Raw genomic sequence first — 23,765 nt, 5'->3', positions numbered from 1 at the left:
ATGCCGCCGGAGAGGTCAGGTCAGGACGTTGATCGGTGCGCCGTCGAGGTAGGCCAGGATGCCCTCCAGCATCTGGGTGTAGCCCAGCCGGTGGGCCTCCACCGTGACGAAACCGATGTGCGGGCTGATAATCAGGTTGGGCACGTCGAGCAGCGGACTGTCCCGCGGGAGCGGCTCCACGTCGAAGACATCCAGTGCTGCCGCGGCGATCCTCCCGTCGGCCAGCGCGGCGACCAGGGCCGCCTCGTCCACCAACGGGCCACGCGACGTGTTGACCAGCCGGCCTGCCGGACCGAGCAGGTCCAGTTCCGCGGCGCCGACCATTCCCACGGTCGACTCCGCGAGCTTCAGGTGGATGCTGACGATGTCCGAGCGGCGGAACAAATCCTCCTTGGACACCAACTGCGCCCCGTGTTCGGCGGCGCGCCCCGTGGTCAGGTGCGGACTCCAGGCCAGCACCTCCATCCCAAAGGCCGCGGCGTAGCCAGCCATCAGCTGGCCTAACCGGCCGAGTCCAAGCAGCCCGATTGTTGACCCGGCCAGATCGATTCCCATCCGGGCCTGCCAGATTCCGGCGCGCACATCCCGGTCATTCTGCGGGATCTCCCGCGCCACCGCCATCACCAGCGCCCAGGCCAGTTCGGCCGGCGCCGCCGTGCCCTTCTGCGTTCCACACACGGTCACGCCGCGCTGGCGCGCCGCGTCCAGGTCGATCGAGGCGTTGCGCATTCCGGTGGTGGTGACCAGCTTGAGGCCCGGCAACCGGTCCATCAGTTCGGCGGTGATCGGCGTCCGCTCGCGCATGGTGACCACCACCTGCGCGCCGGCCAGGCGCTCGGCGAGGGCATCGACGTCGTCAAGATGGTCGGTAAAACGTTCGACGGCGATGCCCGCCGGCAGCTGCTCCCACGGGGCGCTGCTGAGCGCTACGTCCTGATAATCGTCGAGGATGGCGATCTTCACGAGGCCAGCCTAGCGGCAGGCGGGGCCGGCCACCCGGAGGAGGACCACTCCGGATGATGAGAGGGTGCCGGAGCCATCACGGCACGTTAAACGCCGCAGGCAGGGCCCGGATGCTTCCGGACCCTGCCTGCGTGGCGCGGGAATTAGTTGGACGGCAGAACGAAGGCCGAGTCCACGGTGATGGTGACCTTGTCGCCCACCAGTACGCCGCCGGCTTCCAGGGCAGCGTTCCAGGTGATGCCGAATTCCTTGCGGGAAATCTGCGTGGTGGCGGAGAAGCCGGCGCGGGTGGCACCGAACGGGTCCACTGCCATGCCGCCGAATTCAACGTCGAAGACCACGGGCTTGGTGGTGTCCTTGATGGTCAGCTCGCCGGCCAGCTTGAACTCTTCCGGGTTGCCCTCGACATTGGTGGCCTTGAAGGTCATGTTCGGGTACTGCTCCACGTTGAAGAAGTCCTCGCCCTTGACGTGGGCGTCGCGGTTGTCATCGTTGGAGTCGAAGGAGGCGGTCTTTACGACGGCCTCGACGGAGGACGTGCCCAGGCTGTCGCCGACCACCAGGGTGGCGTCGGCGTCGGTGAACTGGCCGCGCACCTTGCTGATGCCGGCGTGGCGGACGGAGAAGCCGACCTCGGTGTGGGACTTGTCGAGGTTCCAAGTTCCTGGGGTGAGCTGTACGGCCATGTGGTGCCTCCTGGTTGAAGTCTGGGTTTGAAGCTCAGGTGAACTTCATGCTTATGCATCTACAATATCACCTGATAGTTGAAGTGTCAACCAATTTTCCCTGAACAGACGGGAAATTGTTCGCCCGGCGCCACATTGCCTGCCCTGCCGGAGCAAAACTCCGCATCTCCGGAACAACTGCCACTTCGAAGCCGTAGTTGCGGAAGCTGTCCAGGCTGTGACGCGCCAATGTGACGCCGGATGAACATCTGTGGCGCTCGGTGAGCCGAACCCGAATCCGGCTGGTCGGAGAATCAGCCGGGAGCGGTTGTGTTGCCGACATGCCGGGTAGATGATCGAACCAGGGTCCAAGCTGTCTCTCGTCCGGAGATGCAGGGTCCGGGACCGATGGAAGGGCAAGGGCCGGCATGGCAGCACCGCCAGTGTCGAAAGCTGCAGTGTTGACGGCGTGGATGCCAGCAATGTTGGCGGGCATCGTCTCGGCCGCGGTGCTCTTTGCCGTGGCAGAGCTGGCCGCGGCGTTCTTCGGTCCGGCCGCCTCACCGTTCGGCTCGGTGGGCGCCGCCGTGGTCGAACTGTCACCGCCGTGGCTGACCGAGTTTGCCATCACCACGTTCGCGACGGCGGACAAACTGGTCTTGTTCGTCTCCATGGGGATCGGCGCAACTCTTCTGGCCGCGGGCATCGGCGTGCTGGCCCTCCGGAACTGGACCGCCGGCGCGCTAGTGGTGGCAGCGCTGGGCGTGGGCATGGTGGTGTGCGTCCTCACCCGGGCCGGCGCCGTCCCTGCTGATGCCATCCCGACAGCGCTGGGCACCGCCGTTGGCCTGTTCTGCCTACGCTGGCTGATCCGGCTCCTGCCCGGTCCGGCGGTTCCAGCCGACCGAACTGCCGTCCCGGCCGGCGGAGTGGGCGTCCCAGCCGGAGCGGCAGCCGATCCGGCCACAGCCACCCGGGAGGCGGATCCGGGGCGTCGCACCTTCCTCGCGACAGCGGGGGTGATGGCGGGCGCCGCTGTTGTCATGGGGATTGCCGCCGGCGCAATCTCCGCAGCCCGGAACGGCGCACGGCAGGTGCGCGAGGCTCTGGGCCTGCCGGCGGCGGCGCGGCCCGCCAAGCCGTTGCCGGCAGGCGTGCAGGCTCCGGTGGACGGGGCCATTCCGTTCGTGACGCCGAACGCGCAGTTCTACCGCATCGACACGGCCCTGTTTGTCCCGTCGGTGGACCCGGCGCAGTGGACACTGCGCGTCCACGGTCTGGTGGAGGAAGAGGTCAGCGTCGGCTTCCAGGACTTGCTCGAGGCCGATCTGCTGGAGAGCTACACCACCCTGACCTGCGTTTCGAATGAGGTGGGCGGGGGGCTCGCGGGGAATGCCCGCTGGCTGGGCTATCCACTGCGCGAACTGCTCGCGCGGGCTCGGCCGCTGCCCGAGGCGGACATGGTGCTATCCACCAGCATCGACGGGTTCACGGCTTCCACTCCGCTGGCAGTGCTCACCGATGCGCGGAACGCGTTGCTCGCGATCGGAATGAACGGCGAACCGCTGCCGCTGGAACATGGTTTCCCGGTGCGGATGGTGGTGCCGGGACTGTACGGCTACGTGTCCGCCACCAAGTGGGTGGTGGACCTGGAAGTCACCCGGTTTGAGGACAAAACTGCGTACTGGACCAGCCGCGGTTGGTCGGACCATGGACCCATCAAGACCGCCTCACGGATCGACGTGCCGCGCGCCGGGTCCCGCGTAGCCGCCGGCCGGACGCCCTTCGCGGGAACGGCGTGGGCACAACACCGGGGTATCTCGAAAGTTCAGGTGCAGTTGGACGACGGCGATTGGGCCGACGCCAAACTGGCCGCGGAGGCCTCAGTGGACACATGGCGCCAGTGGTATCTGGTACGGGACGATGTGCCCGCCGGCCAGCACATGCTGCGGGTCCGGGCCTGGGACGGCGACGGCAAGCTGCAGACGGAAACTCCGGCGCCGCCGGCCCCGAATGGCGCCAGCGGTTGGCACAGTATTGAATTCACCGCGGATTAGCGTCCGGGTCATCTTGGTCACAGGACGGCCATGCCGGGCGCGAGAATCCGCACCGCGGGGTCGGGAGGCTCCCAGCTTCGGTTGCTATGCTCAATAGCCGCCTCCCCGCAGCGGCAGGCGGACTTCCGCCACAGGCGGGCACCGCCGTCGTTCTCGGCAGACCGATTCGCCTACCGTTCACTTCCCCTTCCTTTCAGGAGACCCACACCCCGATGAGCAGCCCGGCAGTATCCGATCAGCACAAGGACCTCATGGACCGCAGGTACGATTCCGGCGTCGCCGACATCAACCACCTGATTGACGAACTGCGCGAGCAGAAGCCGGGCACCGAGGTCCCGTACGTGGACCCGATCCACAACGCCGACGAATGCCGGATTGTGTCGCTGTACTCCAACATCGGGCAGGCATCGGACACTGGCTTCATCTGGCCCGGCGATCAGGAAGCGACCACCCGAATGCTTGGGCTGCAGTGGCAACTGGGCCTGCGCCCGGAATACGTCATGCCTTGGAATGTGCACCCGTGGTTCGTCCCGGGCGAGGCCAACGGCAAGCTGACGCCGAACCAGATCAGCGCCGGACTCAAGCCCCTGCTGCGGATGCTGGCGCTGGTGCCGCGGGCATCCGTGCTGGTGGCTCACGGAACCGAAGCCCAGCGGCTCGCTGCGCTGCTGCTGAAGACGGAGAACCCGCTGCTCTGGCGGCGCGGCTTTAAGACTTTCAAGGTCCGGGCGCTCAGCGGCCGGGCGTTCGCCGGTTCTCCGACCCGCCAGCAGGAATGGCTGGACGTCATGCATGAGGCCTACGCGGATGGGATGGCGCGCACCGGATTGGGCCGCCCGGGCAAGTAGCACGCCGGCGCCCCGACACTAGCGCCCGCAACGCCCAGCCTCCCCGCCACCCCGGCTTCCCGGCTTCCCGGGGACACCTTCCTCCTTGCGACCCCGCGGCTTCGAGCCGTAGCGATTTCGCCGCCCCGCCGTTAGCCTGAGCTGGACGGGAGGAGCGCCAATGCCCTTGTGGATGACCGCGTTTGCTTTCGGGTTGCTCGGCGGGGCCGCGCTGGTGATTGGCTGTGCCGTCGCCTGGAAGTGGACCCTTCCCGCCAAGGTCGTCTCCACCATCATGGCTTTCGGCGCCGGCGTCCTGATCTCGGCTCTCGCCTTCGAGCTGGTCGATGAAGCGGTGAACACCGGCGGAATCGGCGCTACCATCATCGGTTTCCTCGTCGGCGCCGGCCTTTTTGTGGGCGCCAACGCGCTGCTGGCCAGGAACGGCGCGAAACATCGCAAGCGGTCGGGCGATCAGCAGCCTACCGAGGGCCAGAATCCGGGCAGCGGCACGGCGATCGCCGTGGGCGCCCTACTGGACGGAATCCCGGAATCCTTGGTGCTCGGCCTGGGCTTGGTCGGCGGAGGAACCGTCAGCCCGGCGATGCTGGGGGCGGTCTTTATTTCCAATGTCCCCGAAGGGCTCTCCAGCACGGCGGGGATGAAGAAAGCCGGGCGCAGCGGCCGCTATGTCTTTGGCGTGTGGAGCGGAATTGCCGTTCTGTCCGGCATCAGCGCGCTGGTCGGCTACCTTGCGCTCCAGGACGCCCGGCCGGAGACCGTGGCCTTCATTAACGCGCTGGCTGCCGGTGCGATTCTTGCCATGATCGCCGACACCATGATTCCCGAAGCCTTCGAAACGCATCACCTCCTCACCGGCTTCACCGCGGCGCTGGGCTTTGCCACCGCATTGGTCCTCGAGGGCCTATGACCGCGCCAGCCAACCCGATCCGGCCATGAAGACCACCATGCCGGCCCGCAAGGCGGAGGAGAGGTCGGGCGTCCTGACCGTCATCATTGCCTTCTGCGCCAACGCGCTGGTGGCGGTGGCAAAGTCCGTCGCGGCGGCCCTGACCGGGTCTGCGTCGATGACGGCGGAGGCAGCGCACTCGTGGGCGGATACCGGGAACCAAGTCTTCTTATTGATTGCCGAGCGCCGGTCGAACAAGCCGCGGGATGCACGCCACCCGCTCGGCTACGGGCGCGAAGCCTACGTCTGGTCGATGTTCGCCGCCTTCGGTTTGTTCACTGCCGGGGCGGTGGTCTCGGTGTGGCACGGCATCCAGGTCCTGGCCAATCCCGAGCCGGCCAGCGACTTCATCGTGGCCTACGTGGTGTTGGCGCTGGCGTTCGTGCTGGAAGGAATTTCCTTTGCCCAAGCACTGCGCCAAGCCCGGAAAGGAGCCAGACGCTACCGGCGCCACACGTTGGAGTATGTTGTCGTCAGTTCCAATCCCACGTTGCGGGCGGTGTTCGCCGAAGACTTTGCGGCCCTGATCGGCATTGCCATAGCCGCGTCGGGCGTCGCCCTGCATCAAATCACCGGGTCCCCCGTTCCCGATGCCATCGGCTCCATCCTGGTGGGTCTGCTGCTGGGCACCATAGCGGTGGTGCTGATCGACCGTAACCGCAAGTTCCTGGTCGGTGAACCCGCAACCGGCGAGGCGCGCTCCGCCGTCGTCAATTTGCTGTTGCAGAACCCGGACGTGGACCGGGTGACCTACCTGCACATGGAATTCGTCGGGCCCTCCCGGCTGTACGTGGTGGCAGCGGTAGACATGGCCGGCGACCTGCCCGAGCACGATGTGGCGGTGGCGCTGCGTCGGGTGGAACGCACCCTCGAGGAACACGACCTGATCGAAGAAGCCGTCCTGACCCTGGCGACACCGGGCGAACAGCCGCTGCTGGGTGATTGAAGCGACCCAATAACCGCTCGTGCCCCGCCCACGACGGATCTATACTGTGGGAACGCCCCGCGACAGGGCCTCAAACCGGGGTCCGCCGGCCGGGGCAACTGGAGAATCCGGTGCGTTGGTCGCTTGAACATACGGTCCCGGCCGTTGTGCCGAGGCCGACTCCCCCGCCGCCGCTCCGCCACCCGCTGAGCCGCTGGCTGGTGAAGGAAAAGGTTCCGCCGGTGGGCCGGGAAAGCGTTCCGGGAACCGCGTCCTACCCCTGGTGGAAGGTCGTATGCCTAACCGGCGTCGACTATTTTTCGACCCTCTCCTACCTTCCCGGCATCGCCCTGATCGCCGTCGGGCCGCTGTCGCCGCTGGCCACGCTGCTGATCGTGGCGCTCACCCTGCTGGGCATGCTCCCGCTCTACCGGCGGGTGGCCGCCGAGAGCCCTTACGGCCAGGGGTCGGTGGCCATGCTTGACCGGCTGTTGCCGTTCTGGAAGGGCAAGGTGATCATCCTCGTCCTGCTCGGCTTCATCGCCACCTCGTGGATCGTCACCATCACGCTTTCCGCCGCCGATGCAACCGTCCACGTGCTCGAAAATCCATACGTCCCCGATTTCCTACAGGGCGGCGCCGTTCCCGTGACCATCATCCTGCTGCTTGTCCTCGGTGGCATCTTCCTGACAGGCTTCAGCGAGGCGGTGGCCCTAGCCGTACCGCTGGTTTCCGTATTCCTGGTCATGAACGCCATCGTGATCGCGGCGGGACTGGCGACGATCGCGCAGGAACCTGGTCTGGTCTCCGATTGGACCCACGCGGTGACGTCCGCGGGCGCAGGCCCTGGCAGCCTGGCCCTGACCCTGCTGCTGGCGTTTCCCCTGCTGGTCCTGGGGCTGTCCGGATTCGAGACGGGCGTGAGCATGATGCCGCTGGTCGCCTGCACCGGCGACACCCGGGCCCAGCGCCTGGCCTCGCGCATCCACAACAGCAGGAAGCTGCTCACCTGCGCGGCAGGAGTGATGAGCGGTTTCCTGCTGGGCAGCAGCTTCGTCACCGCGGTCCTGGTCCCGCCGGATGCCTATGCCCCCGGCGGCCCCGCCGACGGCAGGGCACTGTCTTATCTGGCGCACGGAATGTTCGGCGAGGGCATCGGGACGTTCTACGACGCGGCAACCATCCTGATCCTGTGGTTCGCCGGAGCCTCGGCCATGGCGGGGCTGATCAACATCGTCCCGCGATACCTGCCCCGATTCGGCATGGCGCCCGAATGGACCCGGGCCATCCGGCCGGTAGTCCTGGTCTACACCGGCGTCAGCATCCTGATCACCCTGGGCTTCCGTGCCGACGTCAATGCCCAGGCCGGGGCCTACGCCACCGGGATCTTGGCCATGATGGTCTCAGCGGCCATCGCGGTGACCTTCACCGTGGCCCGCCGGCAAAAGCGCCGCGCCGCCGCCGGCTATGCCGCGCTGAGCTTGGTGCTGCTGTATGCGCTGCTGGCCAACATCGTGGAAAAGCCGGACGGCATCGCCATCTGCGGACTCTTCGTCCTCGGCATGGTCACGGTCTCGCTGGTCTCCCGGGTTACCCGGACGACGGAACTGCGCACCGAACGAATCGAGTTCGACCAGGCCGCCCGGCGCTTCATCAGCGATTCACTGGACTACGACGGCGCGCTGGACATCATTGCCAAACGCCGCCGCGGCAGCCAGGCCGACTACAGCGCCAAAGAGGCTTCCCAGCGGTACATGAATGCCGTCCCGGGAACGGCGGATGTCTTGTTCCTCGAGATTGACATTGTGGACCCGTCTGCCTTCACCAAGGTGCTGCGCGTCCGCGGCGTCGACATCGATGGGTACCGGGTGCTGCGGGCGGACAGTCCCGCCGTGCCGAACGCGATCGCGTCCATACTCCTAGCGGTCCGGGACGCGACCGGCGTCCGGCCTCATGCCTATTTCGAATGGTCCGAGGGCAACCCGCTCGGCCACCTCTTCCGCTATCTGCTCTTGGGACAGGGGGACACCGCGCCGGTGGTCCGCGAAATCATCCGCCAGAACGAGCCCGATCCCGCCCGTCGCCCCGGTATCCATGTGGGCTGATAGCACCCCGAGGCGCTGGCGGCGCCATTGCGGTCCGAAAGGTCGGCGGTTAGATTACTGGCATGTCTCATGAACCAGGAATGGGGGCGCCTGGAGCTCAGGGAACCGGGGATTTGTCCGGCGAACCGGAACGTCCCGCGCCGCCGCGCCCGCCCCTGTCCGACCACACCCCGGCACCCATCAAAGAGATCCTCACGCTGCCGCCTGCAGTCAAGAGGGTCCGCTTCCTGTGGATCCTGAGTTTCGCGTCCGGGCTGATCGCGGGGATCTTCGCGTTCTTCGCCCGGGATGCCATCGTGGAACACGTGCGCGGCCTCATCGACGGCTTGGAACGGGGCGACGACCAGGAGACCGTGGAGGCCCTCGCGATAGTGGTTTTTTGGGGTACGTTGGGCATGCTGGCGCTGGTCATCCTGATCGAGGCAGTGCTGCTGCTTGTCCTGCTGCGCCGGCATGGGAAAGTGCGCTTTGTGCTGCTGGCCATGTTGTTTGTCCAAGGAGTGGTGACGCTGGTGGCCGATGCGTTCCTGGCGGCCCCCGGCGATCAAGAGTTCGGCATCAGAGTCCTGCTGGTGCTACAGCTGGCCCTAGCCGGCGCGGCGGTGGTCGCCAGCGTCCTGCACGGGGCCAGCCAATGGTTCCGAGCCGAGAACCAGACGCGCGGCCGCCCGGCCACTTGAGGCTGGCTGCATGCCGGCCAGCAGTTCCTCGCAGCTTCGGACCACCGTCTGGCAGGCTTCGGCGACGGCCCGGCCGCGCAGCGGATCAGCGGCTACCGCGTGCCAACGCCGCAGGCACGCCAAGGCGTGTTCGCGCAGCCCCTCGTCGGATGTGTCCCGAGGCAGCCCCAGTCGTTCATGGGCAGCAACCCCGTCGCCGCCGATCACGCGTTCGGCTTCGGCGGCCAACTGCGGTTCCAGCGGCAGCCCCGTGGTACGCGCCAGGGCCAGCAGCCGCAGTTCGCGGAAGGCGTGGGCGCCGGCAAGCAGCCGTTCCAGGGTCGCCGCGACGACGTCTGTGCCCGGACGCGGATGGTCCTTCAGCAGCTTCTCGATGCCGATCAGGGCGGTGCGGGCTTTCAGCTGTCCGGCGCGGGCCTGGAACTGCCCGGTGATCACGGCCAGCAGTTCGTCCAGCCCACTTCGGCGGGCCAGCTCGTGGGCCAGCACGGTCGGATCCGAGATGCCGCCGCGGAGCAGCGCGGCTGCCATCCTGACCCCGAAGACCCCGAACCGGTCCAGCAAGTCCGCACGCGCCTCCGGCGTCGCTGTCAGCGGGCCTCCGGGGCGGACGAACCGGTCGGCGGACAGCAGAAGGCGCTCCCGCTCCCGCCTGTCCAGGGCTGCCAGTTCGGTGAGGATGGAGAACTCCGCCTGCCTCAGGCTGCGGGCCGTTTGCGCCAGCAGGCCGGCGATCGGGACCACCCCCAGCGCCAACGAGCGCAAGGCGCCATCGCGGCGGTAGCGCGCGGCTATGTCCTGGGCGGAGAGCAGGGCATCGATCCGGCCGGCACCCACCTCGTCCGCGCGGGACAGCACCGCCAGCGCGTTCACGGTGCCGCTTTGTCCTGCCGCGGTGTCCCGGAACGACTCCAAAAAGCCCAGGTCCGATGCGTGGAGGTGCCGCAGCAGGTAGATGATGGCGTCAGCTTCCGAGGGCGCGTCGGTGGGCACCAGGAACTCGGTGGAGCGGGCCGACACATCCTGCGAGAGCGAGGCGATGCCTGGCGTGTCGATCAGCGTGACGCCCCGTAGGGTCCTCGACGGCCAGTCCACTACCAGCCGCGCGACGTCGGCGGCCTCGGTCCCGCCGAGCTCGAAGACCAGCCGGCCGTTCGTTCGCCTGATCGGCACGTTCCGTGGCGGTCCAACCCGCGGGTGCAGGGTGATCCGCGGAGTGTCGCTGTGGCGATACCAGGTGACCACCCTGGTGCACTCCCCCGTGTCCGTCGGCGCGATCTCCTCCCCAATGATGGCGTTGAGCAGCGTCGATTTGCCGGCCTTCACCATGCCGGCGATGGCCACCCGCAAGGGCTCGTCGAGCCGGCGCGCGTAGTCCTCCAGCACCTGGCGCACGGCCGGATCGTCGCGGTAGGCGTCAATCGCCTCCCGGACCAGTCCGCGGGCCGCTTCCAGATCCGCCCCCGCGGCCGCTCCGTTCATGCCTGTGCCGCCAACTGGGGCGCCGGATCCAGCGCCAAGGCCTGTTTGCGCAGCGATTCCACCAGGGCGAGCGACGCCTTGATCTCGCGGATCCGCAGGTCGCGTTCCTGGTTGAAATGGCTCGCTGCCTTCTGTGCGGCCAGTACCGAATCGGCGAGTGAGCGGTGGTGCTCTTCGGCCAGCGCGGTGAAATGATCGCGAGTGGCCCGCTGGACCATCCGCAGCCGGTCCTTAAGCTGCTTGCCCACCTGGAACACCACCTCGTCAACCTGCTTGCGGACCAATGCCTTGGCTTCCTGCTGGCGCCGCTTCAGCCGGGCTTCCTTGTCTTCCCGGTACGCCTTGCCGCCGAGCAGCAGGCCGGCGCCGACCGAGATCGGATTGATCAAGGCGAGGCCCATAATTCCGGTCAACAGGCCGAACATCAGCACTCCGCCGTAGGAGCCGCGCATGCCAATCAGGATTTTCTGGACCGGCCCCATCCGGCCGGGATCCAGGTCCGGGATCCCCTCCACCGGGTCCAGCACGTTCTCCGTGGAGTCCACTTGCAGCAACGGCAGGGTCACCTCGTCCCGGTTGAAGTGCTCGGCGACGTTTTCCGCCAGCCACAGCGACCGTTCGTTCGTCCACACAAAGGTGTCCGATACGGCCGAAGCGACCCGCTGCTCCAGCCAGTGCACGAACTGGTCCCACTGCGGCCCGGGATCGCCTGCATCGATGGCCTGCTCCGCGTCCCGCATAATGCTGCGCAGCCGGTCACGCAGGTCATGTTCCATGTCCGAGATGAGATCGCTCATACCGTCGTTGAGCGTGACCTGCCAACGGGAAGAACGACGGCGGAGCTCATCTGCGCGTTCCTTGGCCGCTTCCAGTTCGGCGAGCATTTCCGGTGTGCCGTCCGGATTTTCCAGCGCGCTCAGTTCGGATTTCAGCGAGAGCCGCAAATGGTCAGTCGCCGAGACCAAGACCTGCGCCACCGACCGCCGCTGGAGCCGCTCGCTCTGGGCCAGGATGTTGTTCCGCAGGTAGGCCACCAGTTCCGGAAAGCCGGATTCGGCGTTCAGTTCGTTATCGTGCAGGGCGGCGGCCTGCAGGCGCAGTTCCGAGGAGAGCGGGATCAGCGGCATGTCCGCCCCGATCCGCTGCAGATGGCCCCGATCAAGATCCGCCACCTTCCGCCACTGCGGATACAGGTCGGTCTTGGACAGGACACCGGCCACATTTGGGCAGATCCGCTGGGCCTGCCGGAGAAACCGAAGTTCTGGTTCGGTGAACTCCTGCGATGCATCGGAGACCAGCAGCATGGCGTCCGCCGTCGGCAGCGCGGTCAGCGTGGTCAGGGAGTGCGCCGAGTCCAGTCCGCCGACGCCCGGGGAGTCCACCAGTGCCAGCCCGCCGCCTAGTACCTTGCGCGGCAGCAAGACCTCTGCGGCTGCCAATCGGCGCTCATTGCCCGGGTTTCCCCGTTCCGAAACGTACTGGGCGAGCTCTTCGAGAGCGATCGGGCGACGTTCCAGTTCGCCTTCCCCGTCCGCGGTTTCGCTGCCGTCCTTCGGCACCAGGATCACGGCCGAGGCTGGATCCCCTTGCTTCACCACGGTAGGCACGGAGGTGGCGACGTCGTCGTCGATAGGACAGACCGGCGCATGGACCAGTGCGTTGATCAGCTGGCTCTTGCCCTGCTTGAATTCGCCGACGACGATCACCCTGGTGGTCGGGTCCTTCAGCCGCTTGCGGGTTTGTTCAAGGCGCCGCTGCAAGTCTGCGCGTTCGCCCTTCTTGGCCAGTTCCAGGCCCTGATCCACCAGCTTGACGAGCTCGGCCACCGTATCCCCTCCTGTTTTCCGGCCCTAGCCGGACCGTGACGCTGTCCAGCAGGAGGTCCCCCGGCCCCCTGCTGGACAGCTGATCTGTCGTGATTCAGTTGTCAGATCGGTTACTCGACCACAACATCTGCGTCGACGACGTCGTTATCGGTCAGCAGATCGTTGTTGTCGTTGTCCGCGATGATCACCGAGTCGTTGACCGACTCGTCGATCCCGGTGAACTCCAACTCGTTGTCGATCGCGTTGCCGACGTTACCGATGGCGTTGTCGTCGTTGTCGATCGCATTACCGTCATTGCCGACCACGTTGCCAATGGCGTCGTTGTCGATCGCATTGCCGTCGTTGCCGATCACGTTGCCGTTGCCGACGTTGTCCAAGGAGTTGTCGTTGCCGACGTTGTCCAAGGCGTTGCCGTTGCCGTCGTTATCGATCGCATTGCCGTCATTGCCGACAACGTTGCCGTTGCCGTCGATCCCGTCATTGTCCTGCGATGCGTCGACGTCGATGTCCCCGGTCGTGACGTCGATCCCATCGTTGTCCTGCGAGGCATCGATGTCACCGACTGTAAGGTCGTTGTCCTCGTTGCCAACGTTGTTCAGGTCGATGTCCTTGGAGTTGTCGTTGAAGGAGTCCTCGACCTCGACGTCCAGGTCCACATCGGTGTTGTAGGAGTCCGTGATGGAGTTATCGACGGAGTTATCCTCATTGCCGATCGCGATGCCGCCGCCGACGTCACCCGTCGTCAGGTTGATCGAGTGGTTGTTCTCGTCGCCGGTGGAATTATCCACATCGCCGCCGGCCGCGTTCGAGTCGTCGCCCGACGCCACCACGGCGTCGTTGTCGAACCACTGATTGACGTCGCCGTTGGCCCAGATGTTCTGGTTCACGGACTGGTCGGTGATGGTGTCCCGATCGTCAACGACGGAGGTGTAGGAGTAGTTGTTGACGATGTGCGTCAACTGCTGCACCGCATGGTCATGGTCGTCATCGCCATGGTCGCCGCGGCCCCCACCGCCGTGGCCATGGTCATCGTCGTCGTCCCGGCCACGTCCACCACGGTCGTCATCGTCGTCGTCCCGGCCACGACCACCACGGTCGTCATCGTCGTCGTCCCGGCCCCGTCCGTGCCCATGGTCGTCATCGTCGTCGTCGCGTCCGTTGCCCCAGCCACTGTTGTCGCTGGACCAATCGCCGGAGTTGCCACCGTGGTTGTCACCGGTGTTGTACTCGCGGTCGAAGGACGACCCGGAGCCGACCGGGGCGTAGTCCAGGATGACCGGCATGATCGCGTCAACATCATCCGAGCACACGTTGGACAGGCCGGCGCTGGCCAGGGCTGCGTCCGGGTCTGCGTTGAATTCGTCGGCAGCGCGCGGATCCCGGAGCAGGTTCATGATGAATTCGAGAAGTGAGCTTGCAAGCGTAGGCATTATGTTGATTCCCCAATCTAGGTCCTACTGGATGTGGCCAAAACTATGGATGGTGGCCCGCCGAGCTAGGTTGCTTGGCTTGATTCAAAGCTACGGTCGGGGTGCTGCTGCCGGCATCGGGGCTTCCTCCCCCGCTCCCCGGCCCCCGGAGGGGGATTGCGGCTTCCAGGGGCTAGGTAGGCTGCGGCCAAGCCCCGGTACGGAGCGGAACTACGGGCCTTGGGAGCCGTCTTCACCCAGGGCAAGCCGCAGTTGGGTCAACAGCTCGGAGCGGTTTGATGCCCCCAACCGCCGGCGGATCCGGGCGATGTGATGTTCGGCGGTCCGCGGCGAAATGAAAATCGCGGCGCCGATCTCCCGGTAGGTCTTGCCCTCCAGAACCAACCGGGCCACTTCACGCTCCCGCTCGCTCAAGGCTGTGCTCTCCGGGGCTGATGCTCTTGGTGTGGTCACGGTCAGCTGCGGCTCGGACTCAGCGGCGGTGGACTGGGCTAAATGGGTAGCCTCGGTTGTGCCTCGCGTCCCCGGGTGCAGGTCCCGGGCGCAGGCCAAGAGGCGGCTCATGTCTTTGCGCTCTTCGGCGTGTGCTGCCGCATGTCCGGCCAGCCGGGCCCCGTCCCAAGTCAGGCCGACGGCTGCGAGCGCGCGGGCGGATTCCTCGACGGCCCGCGGTTCGATCCTGCCCGCGAGAACGGATACCCAGGACCGGCCGGCTGCCGCAAGCACAGCGGCAAGGTGATACTTTCCGGACGCGCGCACCAATGCGGAGGCATGGGGCGCCAGCTCGGTAGGCTTCTCCGCCAGAATAGCGGCCTGGACGGCGTACCAGCGCAGCGGAGTGGACCACAAAGCAGGTTCGTCCAGCTTTTCCAACAGCGCCCACGCGTCGGCCAAATGCGGCCGAAGCCGTTCGGAATCGCGCAAGCGTGCGGCGGCCACCGCCAGTTCACCCAGCGGCAACAGGTTATAGAGATCGACGGCGACGTGCAGCAGCCGTCCGCGCGCCCGTTCCCAGGCACGCACCAAGCCAGCCATGTCGTCGGTCCGTCGGGCCAGGCCCACGTGCAAGGCGTCCAGCAATAATTCGTCCCGCGGTGTGGGACAGGTTCCGCCGGCGGCCGCCTCCGCTATTGCAGCCCCGGCGTTGTCCGGATGGTCCTGCAGCATGGCAACCCACGCGCGCAGGAGCAGCAACCGGAGCCGCCCTGCCGGCCCGCCCTGGCCTCCGCGCAGCGCATCGTCGAGCACCGATTCGGCCACCGAAAGCTCCCCGCTGTGCAGTGCCACCAGTGCGGCAAGTGCCGCGGGGCTGTCGGGCAGCGGGATCGAGGCGCCGGAGGCAGTCAGCATGTCGGAAGCACGGACCAGGGCTGGAAGTGCGCGCTCGGTGTATTCGCCAACGGACTCAGCCACGCCTTGTCCCATGAGTGAAAGGGCCACGTTGGTCAGCGTTGGTGATTCTTCCAGCCGGTCGGCGGCGAGCAGGCTCCGGGCAGCGTCGCGATCACCGGTGCCGATCATCACGACGGCGGCGAGAGCCTTGGAGGCATCCCCGGCCGGCGCGCCAACCCAGCGGTAAACCTGGGCACTCCGCGCCAGCATGCCCCGCTGGGCCCACAACGACGCTGCCACGTCCGCACCCCGGTGCTTGTCCGGTGCCTCGGGCTGCGACAGGAGAGGGTCCACCAGCCGACCGGCGCTGTCAAGGTCTCCGGTGGCCAAGGCCGCCTGGGCACGGCGCGCCGCCGTCGACGCCCCCGGTGCACCGGCAGCGGTCGCTTCCTCGTAGAGCGTTGCGGCCAAGTGCGGCTCCGTTGCCAGAGCACTATCGCCGGCCGATTGGAGGGTCCTGGCCACCCGCGCATCCTGGAGTCCGCTTTGGGCAAGACCACGGGCTACGTCAGTGGGATCCGGGGTCTCGCCGGTAGACAGGAGGTCGGCCAAGGCATGCTGGGCCGTCCGCACGTGATGCAGCGGGGTGGTCTGAAGCAGGACGCTGCGCATCAGCGGGGGAAGGGTTCCCTCCGGCAGGATCAAACCCGCTGCCGCCGCCTGAGTCATTAGAGGGTCGATGCCTCCCTCCGTCTGCTCAACCTCGGCCGGCAGCGGCCCGGCTGGGTCGAAACCGACAGCCAGCGCCAGCAGCAGTTCGCGAAGGTCCGGTGCCAACCGTTCCAGTTCATGGCCCACCTGATCGACTAGTCCGCCGAACTCCAGCGGATCTTGCGGCAGCGTGCGGCCCCTATCGCCCATCGCTTCCAGAGCATGCTGGACCAACCACGGCATACCACCCGTGAGCTCGAAGATCCGGTCAATGACGGAACCGGGAAGCGGTTCGCCCTGGGTGGCGGAAGTGTGGGCGGCGACCTCGTCCCGGGTCCACGGTCCCAGCAGGATCGGCCGGCGGTGGGTCTCAAGGGTTGTCGTCAGCCGTTTCAACGCTGGAAGCTGGGGCCACATGCGATACGCGACGACGACGTTGACCGGCTGCCCGTCGACCAGCTGCTGGATGCGTTCCAGTTCAGGGTCGTTCCATTGGTGTGCATCGTCGATCAGCACGGTGCTGCCCTCGTCCACTGCGCCTTGCTGCAGGACTTGCCTTCCCGTACTCACGGGGATGCCTGCCTCGCTGTAGACAACCGCCAGGTTCTCCAGCAGGGTGCTCTTGCCTGAGCCGCCCGGTCCTGACACGCTGGCCAGCAATTGCGAACGAGGATCTGTCGAGGCCTCGGTCAACAATTTCGCGGCCTTCCGGTTGACCAGCCGCCTAGCGGCCACGTGGACGGTCCTCGCAGCCGTCATGCCGGCACCGAGGGAGTCGACTCGTCGGCTGGAGCAGACGGTTGTTCGGTCTCGGTCGAAGCCGGTGATGTCGGGGCGTCGGCTGGCGGAGCATCGACGGCGGCCGTCTCTGACGGCGTCGGCTCCGGCGCGGAAGTTGTCTCCGCCGGCACAGGTTCTGGTTCGGTTGTCGGCTCAGGAGTAACAACCGGGGCCGGCGTGGGATTGGTCGGGGGCGGCGCCGGACTCGGCTGTGGTGGTTGGGTCGGCGCCGGAGTTCCAGGCTGTGCGGGAGCAGAAGTGCCGGTGCCGCTGTTGGTGCCCGAATCGGATGCCGTGCCGGGGCTGCCAGGCGCTGTGCTGCCGGTACCCGTGGTGGGCGTGCCGCCCGGAGCCGTCCCCGGTGTTCCGTTCGGCGACGTCGTTGATGTTCGCGCCGCCTTATCCTCCGGGGCGTTCCCGGAGGCGCCGGACTTGGGCGTGTCCTCGGCGCTCCGGCCGGTCTTGTCGGCATCCGGGTTGTCCCACGAAACAACAGGACTCATACCGGGCGGGGGTGCCTCGTCGGCCAGCACGGAGTTTGCCGGCCCGGCGCCTTCGCTCTGCTGCGGCAAACCTCCGGGTATGTAGCTGTTTCGTTCCGCGGCACTGCCCTGGGCCATGCCCGGCAAGGAGCCGAACAGACCAAAATCTTGGGGACTTTGAGCGGCCGTTGCGGTCAACGCCGTCAGGGTGGCCACCGCCAGTGTCACAGCGGCTGCGCGCATCGCGAAGGCTGGCTTCCGGGAGTTCTCCACGCCGTCGGTCGCCGATGCGGCGTCGGCAGGAAGACCGAAGGACGGGCCCTTCCGTTCGTCCGCCAAATTCGTGCTGGCTGCTGCCGCCTCCGCACTGTGTTCCTGGACCTTAGCGTGCTCGTTAGCCAGAGCCAGACGGTTTCGTGCCACGAAGTAGGCGGCGCCCAGGCTGATAGATGCCTTCGGATCCGCGTCTACGGCGATGGGACGCCCTAACTCGGTGGACAGCATTTGAGCGACCAGCGGGATCCGTGACGAGCCACCAGTCAGCAGAACCGCGGTCAGTTCGGCGGCGGTAACGTCCGCCGCCTCCAGGGCCCGGGCCAGGGAACCGATGGTGTCATGCACCAGAGGCTCGACCAGGCCTTCGAATTCTGTCCGCACCAGGCGGATTCCAGTCTGCACGTGCGGCAGCAAAACGGGGATCGTCGCCTCTGAGTCCGCCGAGAGCGCTTCCTTGGCTTCGACGCACTCGCGCCTGATTCGCTCCAGTGCCAACCGTGTCTGCGGGGCGCTCAGATCTACACCGCTGAGTCCGCCGTCCAGGCTGGCGGCCACGTGGGAAAAGACAAGATCATCCACATCCGCTCCGCCCACCCGCTCCAGCCCTTCGGGCCTGCCCAGCAGTGCGAACGAGGAGGCATCGTCCTTGCGCAAAACGGCAGCATCAAAGGTGCCGCCGCCGAAGTCGTAGACCGCGATCAGGCTTCCGGCCGGCACCCTTGTCTGCGAGGCGTAGTGCAAGGCGGCAGCTTCAGGCTCGCTCAGCAGCACCACGTCAGCCAGTCCGACGGCGGCCAAGGCGTCCCGGATCAGCCCCGTCTTGTAGTCGCCCCAGCTGGCCGGATGGGAGACCGCCACGCCCTCCGGGGGTTCGCCCTCGCGTTCCTGTGTCCGGTCGACGACCCACCGGACGATGGTGGCAAAAATGCTCTCGGGGGTAACGAAAAGCTCGCCCACCATGATCGGCACAGAATCGCCGATCCGGCGCTTGAATTCTCGAACCACCCGCTCAGGGGAGCTGGTTCCCCGCCTTTCGGCGGCCTCACCAACCAGGACGGTACCGTCATCGCCTAGATAAATGGCTGACGGCACGGCTGCCGCCCGTGACCCCAAGCCAACGGCCTGTGGCTGCTGAGCGTCAAGATCCCCTTCCCCATATCGGACAGTCGCTGCTGCCGTGAAACTTGTGCCGACATCGACACTCAGTACATAGGCCATGAATCCCCCATTGGACGTCCAGCGAGGAACGTCCCCCACCGCTCTTCATACCTGTTTCCAGCGCCCCGCTCTGCTTCCCCCGAGGCCGGTCCGAATCGATAGGCAGTCACTCCGAATGACACCCTCAACTGTCAGCCGCGCGCCCCAAAAAGTGACTTCGGCATCTGCGCGGTGCCGCTCCAACACAGATCAGCGTAGGAGGGCTTCAGAGCTAAAACAAGGGAAAATTTCAGGCCGCAGCCCCGGATCCGCTCCTTCCATATTTGGTTAATGGTTCACTCCGATTATGGTGAATGGTTACCACAGGTCCCACTGGCTTTGCTGCCATTGCAATGCCTCTTTGCTACATATGCCGCTCTTTGCATCTAGTGGGTTCCAACTGCGCACCGGCCCGCGGGTCAACCGATTACACCTGCTGCATACAACGTAAAACCGACCCGTCCTCGACGCTCGGGAGAGAATAAAAATATGTCTGTCACAACCCGGCCCTCGGACACCTTTGCGGTCTTCCTGCGGGGCATCAACGTCGGCGGAATTCGGATTGCCATGAAGGATTTGAGCCAGGCCCTCGCCGGATCCGGCTTCTCCCAAGTGCAGACAGTCCTGGCATCGGGGAACGTAGTACTCCGTGCCGAGACGGATGATCCGGCAGCCGTCAAGGAAAGCGTCCAGGCCACCCTGCGTGCAGCCTTCGGCTACGACGCCTGGGTGATTGTCAAGAGCAGGGAACAGGTAGCTGGCATCATCGATGGCTACCCTTTCACACCGGCCAACGACGGAGTCCCCCGGCATGCCTACGCGGTGCTGACCACCGGCCAAGACGTAGTGAGACAGCTGCTCGAGGACTCCCCCGGCCTTTCACCCGAGGAGCGTGCGGCTGCTGGCGGTGACGTCTTGTACTGGGAAGTCCCCAAAGGCAGCACGTTGGAGTCCAAACTTTCCAAGCACCTAGCGAAGGCGAAGTACAAGCCGCTGACCACCACCAGGAACCTCAACACCATGCACAAGGTGCTGGCCAAGTTTCCGCCCCTGCGCTAAAGGTCGCCGACGGCACCTCCCACCACGGGCGGAGAGGGCCCGATCGGAAATTCATCCTCACGGAGGATGGCCCGCAGCATGGAGGCGATTCTAGACTCGTAACTGGCAGTCCATGAACCGGCGCAGCCGGCTCTATGGCTATTCAGGGAGGGGGGTCCTTTGCTGTTCGACTCAGTCACGTGGATATCGGCACTCGTCTGTGCCGGTCCGTTTGCCCTTCTCCTGGCCGTCGGAGCGCTTGTCAGCATTTGGCGGAGCAACCGGCAGCGCACCGCCAAGTCGGGCTGGTCCCTGGTGGTGCTGGCACTGCCACTTCTCGGCCCGTTGGTCTGGTTCCTGACCGCATCGCGCTGGGCGGCCGCCGCTGTCCCCCGGCCGGACATCACTCCCGCAAATCAGGCCACCGGGCCAGTGGCCCCCTGAGAGTCGTCCAAGATCAGCTCCAGCAAGCGAATCACCGCCGGGTTCGCGGTGGCCTCGCTCCAGGCCACGTGCAGGTCAGCCCGATTGAGGTCGGCGAGCCCGGAATGCCCCCGCAATTCTTCGAAGCTAACGCCGGGTGGCGCGAAGTCCATAGATGAGCCCGGTACCAGGGTCACCCCCAGCCCGGCGGCCACGAAGGCCAACAATGCCGGTGCCTGGCTGGCGAACTGGGTGATGTTCGCTTGTACCCCAGCGCTTTCATAGAGCCGCATCACCAGATCGTGGAAATATCGGGCTTCGGCAGTTGAATACATCATCAGTGGCAGCCCGTCCAACTGCTTGAGGAATACCCCGTTTCCGGTCGCCAGCGCGTGCCCCTCAGGCAGGGCAACTACCAGCCGGTCCTCCATGAACGGCCGCGTGGCCACTCCCGGACGGGCGACGATGGGCCGCAGCAAACCGATATCGATTGACCCCCGGGAGAGCGCTTCCAACTGGTCGACCGAGACCGCTTCGCGTAGGACCAGGGACACTCCTGCGATCTGTTCACCGGCTTTGCGGAGGATCCCCGGCAAGGCCGCCTGTCCGGCTATCGCCGTGTAGCCGATGACAATGGAACCGGCATCGCCGGTGGCCACCCGACGCACATCCAGCGACGTCTTCGTGCACAGGTCCAAGATCCGGCGCGCACTGGGCAGCAGCACCTTGCCGGCTGCCGTCAGCTCGACCTTCCGGCTGCTCCGTTCAAACAATTGGGCATCGAGTTCGCGTTCCAGCAGCTGGATCTGGCGGCTCAGCGGTGGCTGCGTCATGTTGAGCCGCGCCGCGGCCGCACCAAAGTGCAGTTCCTCCGCCACGGCCACAAATGACTCCAGCTGGATTAGCGAAAACATCAATACACTCCTTGCATGGTTTCGTGCATATCTTAGCTTGGACAGGCATGGATCGAGGCCCTTAGCGTGAAGGGAGTCACTCTCCCAGCCGCCAGAAAGGACTGCGATGTCCACCGTCTTCGAATCCCAGGGCCTCCACCACGACAGCACCTCACCGATCGGTCAGACCTCCGTCACAGGGGTCACCATCACGCCGGTAGCCTTTGCCGATCCGCCGCTGCTGAATACTGTGGGCGTCCACGAACCATATGCGCTCCGGGCGATCGTGCAACTCCACACGGACGCGGGCATCACCGGGCTGGGCGAGACCTACGGGGATGCAGCCCATCTGGCGCGCCTCCGGATGGCCGCCAACGCCATCACCGGCGCCGACCCGTTTAACATCAACGACCTTCGCGCCCGCGTTGCCCGGGCATTGGCCGCCGACAGCACTCGGGGCGGCCATGGGATGAGCGGTATGGTCACCGGCTCCTCGACGGCGGACCGAGTGTTCTCGCCGTTCGATGTGGCGGCCCTTGATATTCAGGGCAAGCTGCTCGGCTTGCCGGTCAGCGCGCTGCTGGGCGGCGCGGTCCGCGACGCTGTACCGTTCAGCGGCTACCTGTTCTACAAGTGGGGGGGCCACCCCGGGCTGGCCGACGACGAGTGGGGCGCGGCGCTGGATCCCGACGGAATCGTGGCCCAGGCGCGGCGCATGGTTGAGACCTACGGCTTCACGGCCCTTAAGCTCAAGGGCGGCGTTTTTGAGCCCGACGCCGAGGCTGCCGCCATCGAAGCCCTGCGCGCGGAGTTCCCCGACCTCCCGCTGCGGATCGATCCCAATGCCGCGTGGACTGTTGAAACCTCCATCCGCGTTGGCCGCCGGCTCGAGGGAATCGTTGAGTATCTGGAGGACCCCACACCCGGGATCGAGGGCATGGCCGAAGTCCGCCGCCAGGTGCCGCTGCCCCTGGCCACCAACATGTGCGTGGTCAGCTTCAACGACCTCCCGCCGGCGGTGGCTGCCGGCGCCGTGGACGTGGTGCTCTCCGACCACCACTTCTGGGGCGGGTTGCGCCGGTCGCAGACCCTGGCCGGCATCGCCGAAACGTTCGGTCTGGGCCTGTCCATGCACTCCAACTCGCATCTGGGCATCAGCCTGGCCGCCATGGTCCATCTGGCCTCGGCCACCCCCAACCTGGACTACGCGTGCGATACCCACTGGCCATGGAAGCGCGCGGACGAGGACATTGTGCTTCCCGGTGCCTTGGCATTCAGCAACGGCGCGGTGACCGTCCCCACGGCGCCCGGTCTTGGTGTGGAACTGGATCCTGAAGCGCTGGAACGATTGCACCGGCAGTATTTGGCCAGCGGCATCACCGAACGCGACGACACCGGCTATATGCGGCGGATCCTGCCCGGCTATGAGCCCAAGAGTCCGCGGTGGTAACCGCCGAAGCCGCCACGCCAAGCGTCCCGGCGCCCGCGGATCCGGCCGTGCTGGACGTGGTGGTCACCGATCCGATCATTTCCCGCTTCTCCGAACGCCTCCTGGCCCGCGCGCCCCGGCACCGATGGCGCTTCCTGGCCGACGCGCCGCCTGAGGTGAGGTCGCGTGCCCTCGCAGGCGCCGACGTCGTGGTGTGCGCACGGATGGACGCGAAGGAGGCAACCGCCTGCAACGCCCGTCTGGTACAGGTGACCGGCGCCGGCCTGGACCGGGTGGCGTTGGCCGCGCTGCGGCCCGCCGTGGTGGTTGCCAACACCTTTCATCATGAGCGGCCCATTGCCGAGCATGTGCTGATGTCCATTCTGGCCCTAACCCGTCGGCTTCCCGCCGTCAGCGGCGAACTGCGCGCTGGCGTGTGGCGGACCATTGCGACCGACGACGCCGTCCCGCTGCACCGCACGCTGGACAGCATGACGTTGGGGGTGGTGGGCTTTGGCGGCATCGGCCGCGAAACCGCTCGGCTGGCAGCCGCACTGGGCATGGATGTGATGGCCGTGCGGAACCGGCCGGATGCCCCGCTGTCAAAGGGTGCCCTACCGCGCTGGGTGGGCGGCGTCGGCGACCTTCCCCGGTTGCTGGCAGAGTCCGACGTCGTGGTGGTCACCGTTCCGCTCAACGACGCCACCGTGGGCCTGATCGGTCCCGCCGAGTTCGCCGCCATGCGGCAGGATGCCGTGCTGGTCAATGTGGCGCGCGGGCCGGTGGTGGATCAGGCAGCCCTTTATCGGGCACTGGTGGACCAGCAGATCGGCGGCGCAGCCATCGACGTCTGGTGGGGTGCGCCGGAAGCGGGACGCACGCCGCCGGCCGACTTCCCGTTCAGCGAACTGCCAAATGTGGTGCTGACGCCGCACTACTCCGGTCATGCACGTTCCACGTTCGAACTGCGGGCCGACGATATTGCGGGGAATGTCAACCGCGTCGCCGCGGGAGAGCCGGTGCGGAACCAGGTGCGCTGACCGGAAGCGCTGGCTGGGGCCCGGCTGTCTCCGGCGACCGGCCAACGCCTAGCTGTACTTAGACAGCAGGTTGTTTACACCGGCTGATGGGTGGGCGGCCTCCGATGGCACTGTGTGCCCGGTGGTGGTTGTAGAAGTTTAGCCATGTCGGCAGGGCGTCGGTGCGTTCCTGGTTGGAGGCGTAGGGGCGGCGGTAGGCCCAGCCTTCCTGGAGTGTGCGGTTGAAGCGTTCGG

Annotated in this window: 18 protein-coding genes and 1 pseudogene; 10 read left to right on the top strand and 9 right to left on the bottom strand. The window is 66.4% G+C overall.

Going from position 1 to position 23,765, the window contains the following annotated elements:
- Positions 1–15: 15 nt before the first annotated feature.
- Both AB0N75_RS16325 and AB0N75_RS16320 read right to left on the bottom strand, forming a co-directional pair.
- Entirely contained in the window at positions 16–963 is a 948-nt protein-coding gene (locus AB0N75_RS16325) for a D-2-hydroxyacid dehydrogenase family protein (RefSeq protein ID WP_364651998.1), read from the bottom strand.
- A gap of 143 nt (positions 964–1,106) precedes the next feature.
- Positions 1,107–1,649: a YceI family protein gene (locus AB0N75_RS16320; protein WP_364651997.1), complete on the bottom strand. Its 543-nt coding sequence runs from the start codon at positions 1,647–1,649 to the stop codon at positions 1,107–1,109.
- 407 nt (positions 1,650–2,056) lie between these two features.
- Here AB0N75_RS16320 and AB0N75_RS16315 point away from each other — a divergent pair, with 407 nt between their 5' ends.
- From AB0N75_RS16315 to AB0N75_RS16290, 6 genes are all read left to right on the top strand, one after another.
- Positions 2,057–3,685, top strand: a complete 1,629-nt coding sequence (locus AB0N75_RS16315; protein WP_364651996.1) for a molybdopterin-dependent oxidoreductase — start codon at positions 2,057–2,059, stop codon at positions 3,683–3,685.
- Between the two features lie 212 nt (positions 3,686–3,897).
- Complete coding sequence (locus AB0N75_RS16310; protein WP_364651995.1) at positions 3,898–4,533, top strand: uracil-DNA glycosylase; 636 nt, start codon at positions 3,898–3,900, stop codon at positions 4,531–4,533.
- Between the two features lie 160 nt (positions 4,534–4,693).
- Positions 4,694–5,443: a ZIP family zinc transporter gene (locus tag AB0N75_RS16305; protein WP_364651994.1), complete on the top strand. Its 750-nt coding sequence runs from the start codon at positions 4,694–4,696 to the stop codon at positions 5,441–5,443.
- 25 nt (positions 5,444–5,468) lie between these two features.
- On the top strand, positions 5,469–6,428 hold the full coding sequence (locus tag AB0N75_RS16300) for a cation diffusion facilitator family transporter (RefSeq protein WP_364651993.1): 960 nt from the start codon (positions 5,469–5,471) through the stop codon (positions 6,426–6,428).
- Positions 6,429–6,538: 110 nt separating this feature from the next.
- Positions 6,539–8,512, top strand: coding sequence for an amino acid transporter (locus AB0N75_RS16295; RefSeq protein ID WP_364651992.1), 1,974 nt, complete (start codon positions 6,539–6,541; stop codon positions 8,510–8,512).
- 62 nt (positions 8,513–8,574) lie between these two features.
- Positions 8,575–9,192: a hypothetical protein gene (locus AB0N75_RS16290; RefSeq protein ID WP_364651991.1), complete on the top strand. Its 618-nt coding sequence runs from the start codon at positions 8,575–8,577 to the stop codon at positions 9,190–9,192.
- Here AB0N75_RS16290 and AB0N75_RS16285 read toward each other — a convergent pair.
- From AB0N75_RS16285 to AB0N75_RS16265, 5 genes are all read right to left on the bottom strand, one after another.
- Positions 9,100–10,674 carry a dynamin family protein gene (locus tag AB0N75_RS16285; protein WP_364651990.1) on the bottom strand — a complete coding sequence of 525 codons (1,575 nt, stop codon included), beginning with the start codon at positions 10,672–10,674 and terminating at the stop codon, positions 9,100–9,102. The two genes, AB0N75_RS16290 and AB0N75_RS16285, sit on opposite strands and share 93 nt — an antisense overlap.
- Complete coding sequence (locus AB0N75_RS16280) at positions 10,671–12,500, bottom strand: dynamin family protein (RefSeq protein ID WP_364651989.1); 1,830 nt, start codon at positions 12,498–12,500, stop codon at positions 10,671–10,673. Before AB0N75_RS16280 ends, AB0N75_RS16285 begins: the two co-directional genes overlap by 4 nt.
- Positions 12,501–12,610: 110 nt before the next feature.
- The gene (locus AB0N75_RS16275; protein ID WP_364651988.1) at positions 12,611–13,930 is read right to left on the bottom strand and encodes an IniB N-terminal domain-containing protein; all 1,320 of its coding nucleotides are present in this window, start codon (positions 13,928–13,930) and stop codon (positions 12,611–12,613) included.
- 210 nt (positions 13,931–14,140) lie between these two features.
- Positions 14,141–16,708: a LuxR C-terminal-related transcriptional regulator gene (locus AB0N75_RS16270; protein ID WP_364651987.1), complete on the bottom strand. Its 2,568-nt coding sequence runs from the start codon at positions 16,706–16,708 to the stop codon at positions 14,141–14,143.
- Between the two features lie 20 nt (positions 16,709–16,728).
- A complete protein-coding gene (locus tag AB0N75_RS16265; RefSeq protein ID WP_364651986.1) occupies positions 16,729–18,729 on the bottom strand; it encodes an Hsp70 family protein in 2,001 nt (666 codons plus the stop codon).
- A 468-nt stretch (positions 18,730–19,197) separates the two neighbouring features.
- On the opposite strand from AB0N75_RS16265, the gene AB0N75_RS16260 reads away from it, so the two are divergent.
- On the top strand, positions 19,198–19,767 hold the full coding sequence (locus tag AB0N75_RS16260; protein ID WP_364651985.1) for a DUF1697 domain-containing protein: 570 nt from the start codon (positions 19,198–19,200) through the stop codon (positions 19,765–19,767).
- 159 nt (positions 19,768–19,926) lie between these two features.
- On the top strand, positions 19,927–20,190 hold the full coding sequence (locus AB0N75_RS16255) for a PLD nuclease N-terminal domain-containing protein (protein WP_364651984.1): 264 nt from the start codon (positions 19,927–19,929) through the stop codon (positions 20,188–20,190).
- Here AB0N75_RS16255 and AB0N75_RS16250 read toward each other — a convergent pair.
- The gene (locus tag AB0N75_RS16250) at positions 20,163–21,083 is read right to left on the bottom strand and encodes a LysR substrate-binding domain-containing protein (RefSeq protein WP_364651983.1); all 921 of its coding nucleotides are present in this window, start codon (positions 21,081–21,083) and stop codon (positions 20,163–20,165) included. The two genes, AB0N75_RS16255 and AB0N75_RS16250, sit on opposite strands and share 28 nt — an antisense overlap.
- 106 nt (positions 21,084–21,189) lie before the next feature.
- On the opposite strand from AB0N75_RS16250, the gene AB0N75_RS16245 reads away from it, so the two are divergent.
- Together AB0N75_RS16245 and AB0N75_RS16240 are read left to right on the top strand one after the other, a co-directional pair.
- Positions 21,190–22,512, top strand: a complete 1,323-nt coding sequence (locus AB0N75_RS16245; protein ID WP_364651982.1) for a glucarate dehydratase family protein — start codon at positions 21,190–21,192, stop codon at positions 22,510–22,512.
- Positions 22,506–23,531 carry a 2-hydroxyacid dehydrogenase gene (locus AB0N75_RS16240; RefSeq protein WP_364651981.1) on the top strand — a complete coding sequence of 342 codons (1,026 nt, stop codon included), beginning with the start codon at positions 22,506–22,508 and terminating at the stop codon, positions 23,529–23,531. Before AB0N75_RS16245 ends, AB0N75_RS16240 begins: the two co-directional genes overlap by 7 nt.
- 48 nt (positions 23,532–23,579) lie before the next feature.
- On the opposite strand, the pseudogene AB0N75_RS16235 reads toward AB0N75_RS16240, so the two are convergent.
- Positions 23,580–23,765 (bottom strand): annotated as a pseudogene (locus AB0N75_RS16235) (integrase core domain-containing protein); the annotation flags it as partial.

The organism is Arthrobacter sp. NPDC089319 (genome assembly GCF_040684925.1).
Taxonomy (GTDB): Bacteria; Actinomycetota; Actinomycetes; order Actinomycetales; family Micrococcaceae; genus Crystallibacter.
Note: the sequence above shows the minus strand (reverse complement) of the source record. Positions and strands in the feature narration are given on the sequence as shown.

Excerpts from the sequence above, each read along its gene's own strand:
- AB0N75_RS16320 (WP_364651997.1), bottom strand. The coding sequence starts at position 1,649 with ATGGCCGTACAGCTCACCCCAGGAACTTGGAACCTCGACAAGTCCCAC.
- AB0N75_RS16315 (WP_364651996.1), top strand. The coding sequence starts at position 2,057 with ATGGCAGCACCGCCAGTGTCGAAAGCTGCAGTGTTGACGGCGTGGATG.
- AB0N75_RS16310 (WP_364651995.1), top strand. The coding sequence starts at position 3,898 with ATGAGCAGCCCGGCAGTATCCGATCAGCACAAGGACCTCATGGACCGC.
- AB0N75_RS16305 (WP_364651994.1), top strand. The coding sequence starts at position 4,694 with ATGCCCTTGTGGATGACCGCGTTTGCTTTCGGGTTGCTCGGCGGGGCC.
- AB0N75_RS16300 (WP_364651993.1), top strand. The coding sequence starts at position 5,469 with ATGAAGACCACCATGCCGGCCCGCAAGGCGGAGGAGAGGTCGGGCGTC.
- AB0N75_RS16290 (WP_364651991.1), top strand. The coding sequence starts at position 8,575 with ATGTCTCATGAACCAGGAATGGGGGCGCCTGGAGCTCAGGGAACCGGG.
- AB0N75_RS16285 (WP_364651990.1), bottom strand. The coding sequence starts at position 10,674 with ATGAACGGAGCGGCCGCGGGGGCGGATCTGGAAGCGGCCCGCGGACTG.
- AB0N75_RS16275 (WP_364651988.1), bottom strand. The coding sequence starts at position 13,930 with ATGCCTACGCTTGCAAGCTCACTTCTCGAATTCATCATGAACCTGCTC.
- AB0N75_RS16265 (WP_364651986.1), bottom strand. The coding sequence starts at position 18,729 with ATGGCCTATGTACTGAGTGTCGATGTCGGCACAAGTTTCACGGCAGCA.
- AB0N75_RS16260 (WP_364651985.1), top strand. The coding sequence starts at position 19,198 with ATGTCTGTCACAACCCGGCCCTCGGACACCTTTGCGGTCTTCCTGCGG.
- AB0N75_RS16250 (WP_364651983.1), bottom strand. The coding sequence starts at position 21,083 with ATGTTTTCGCTAATCCAGCTGGAGTCATTTGTGGCCGTGGCGGAGGAA.
- AB0N75_RS16245 (WP_364651982.1), top strand. The coding sequence starts at position 21,190 with ATGTCCACCGTCTTCGAATCCCAGGGCCTCCACCACGACAGCACCTCA.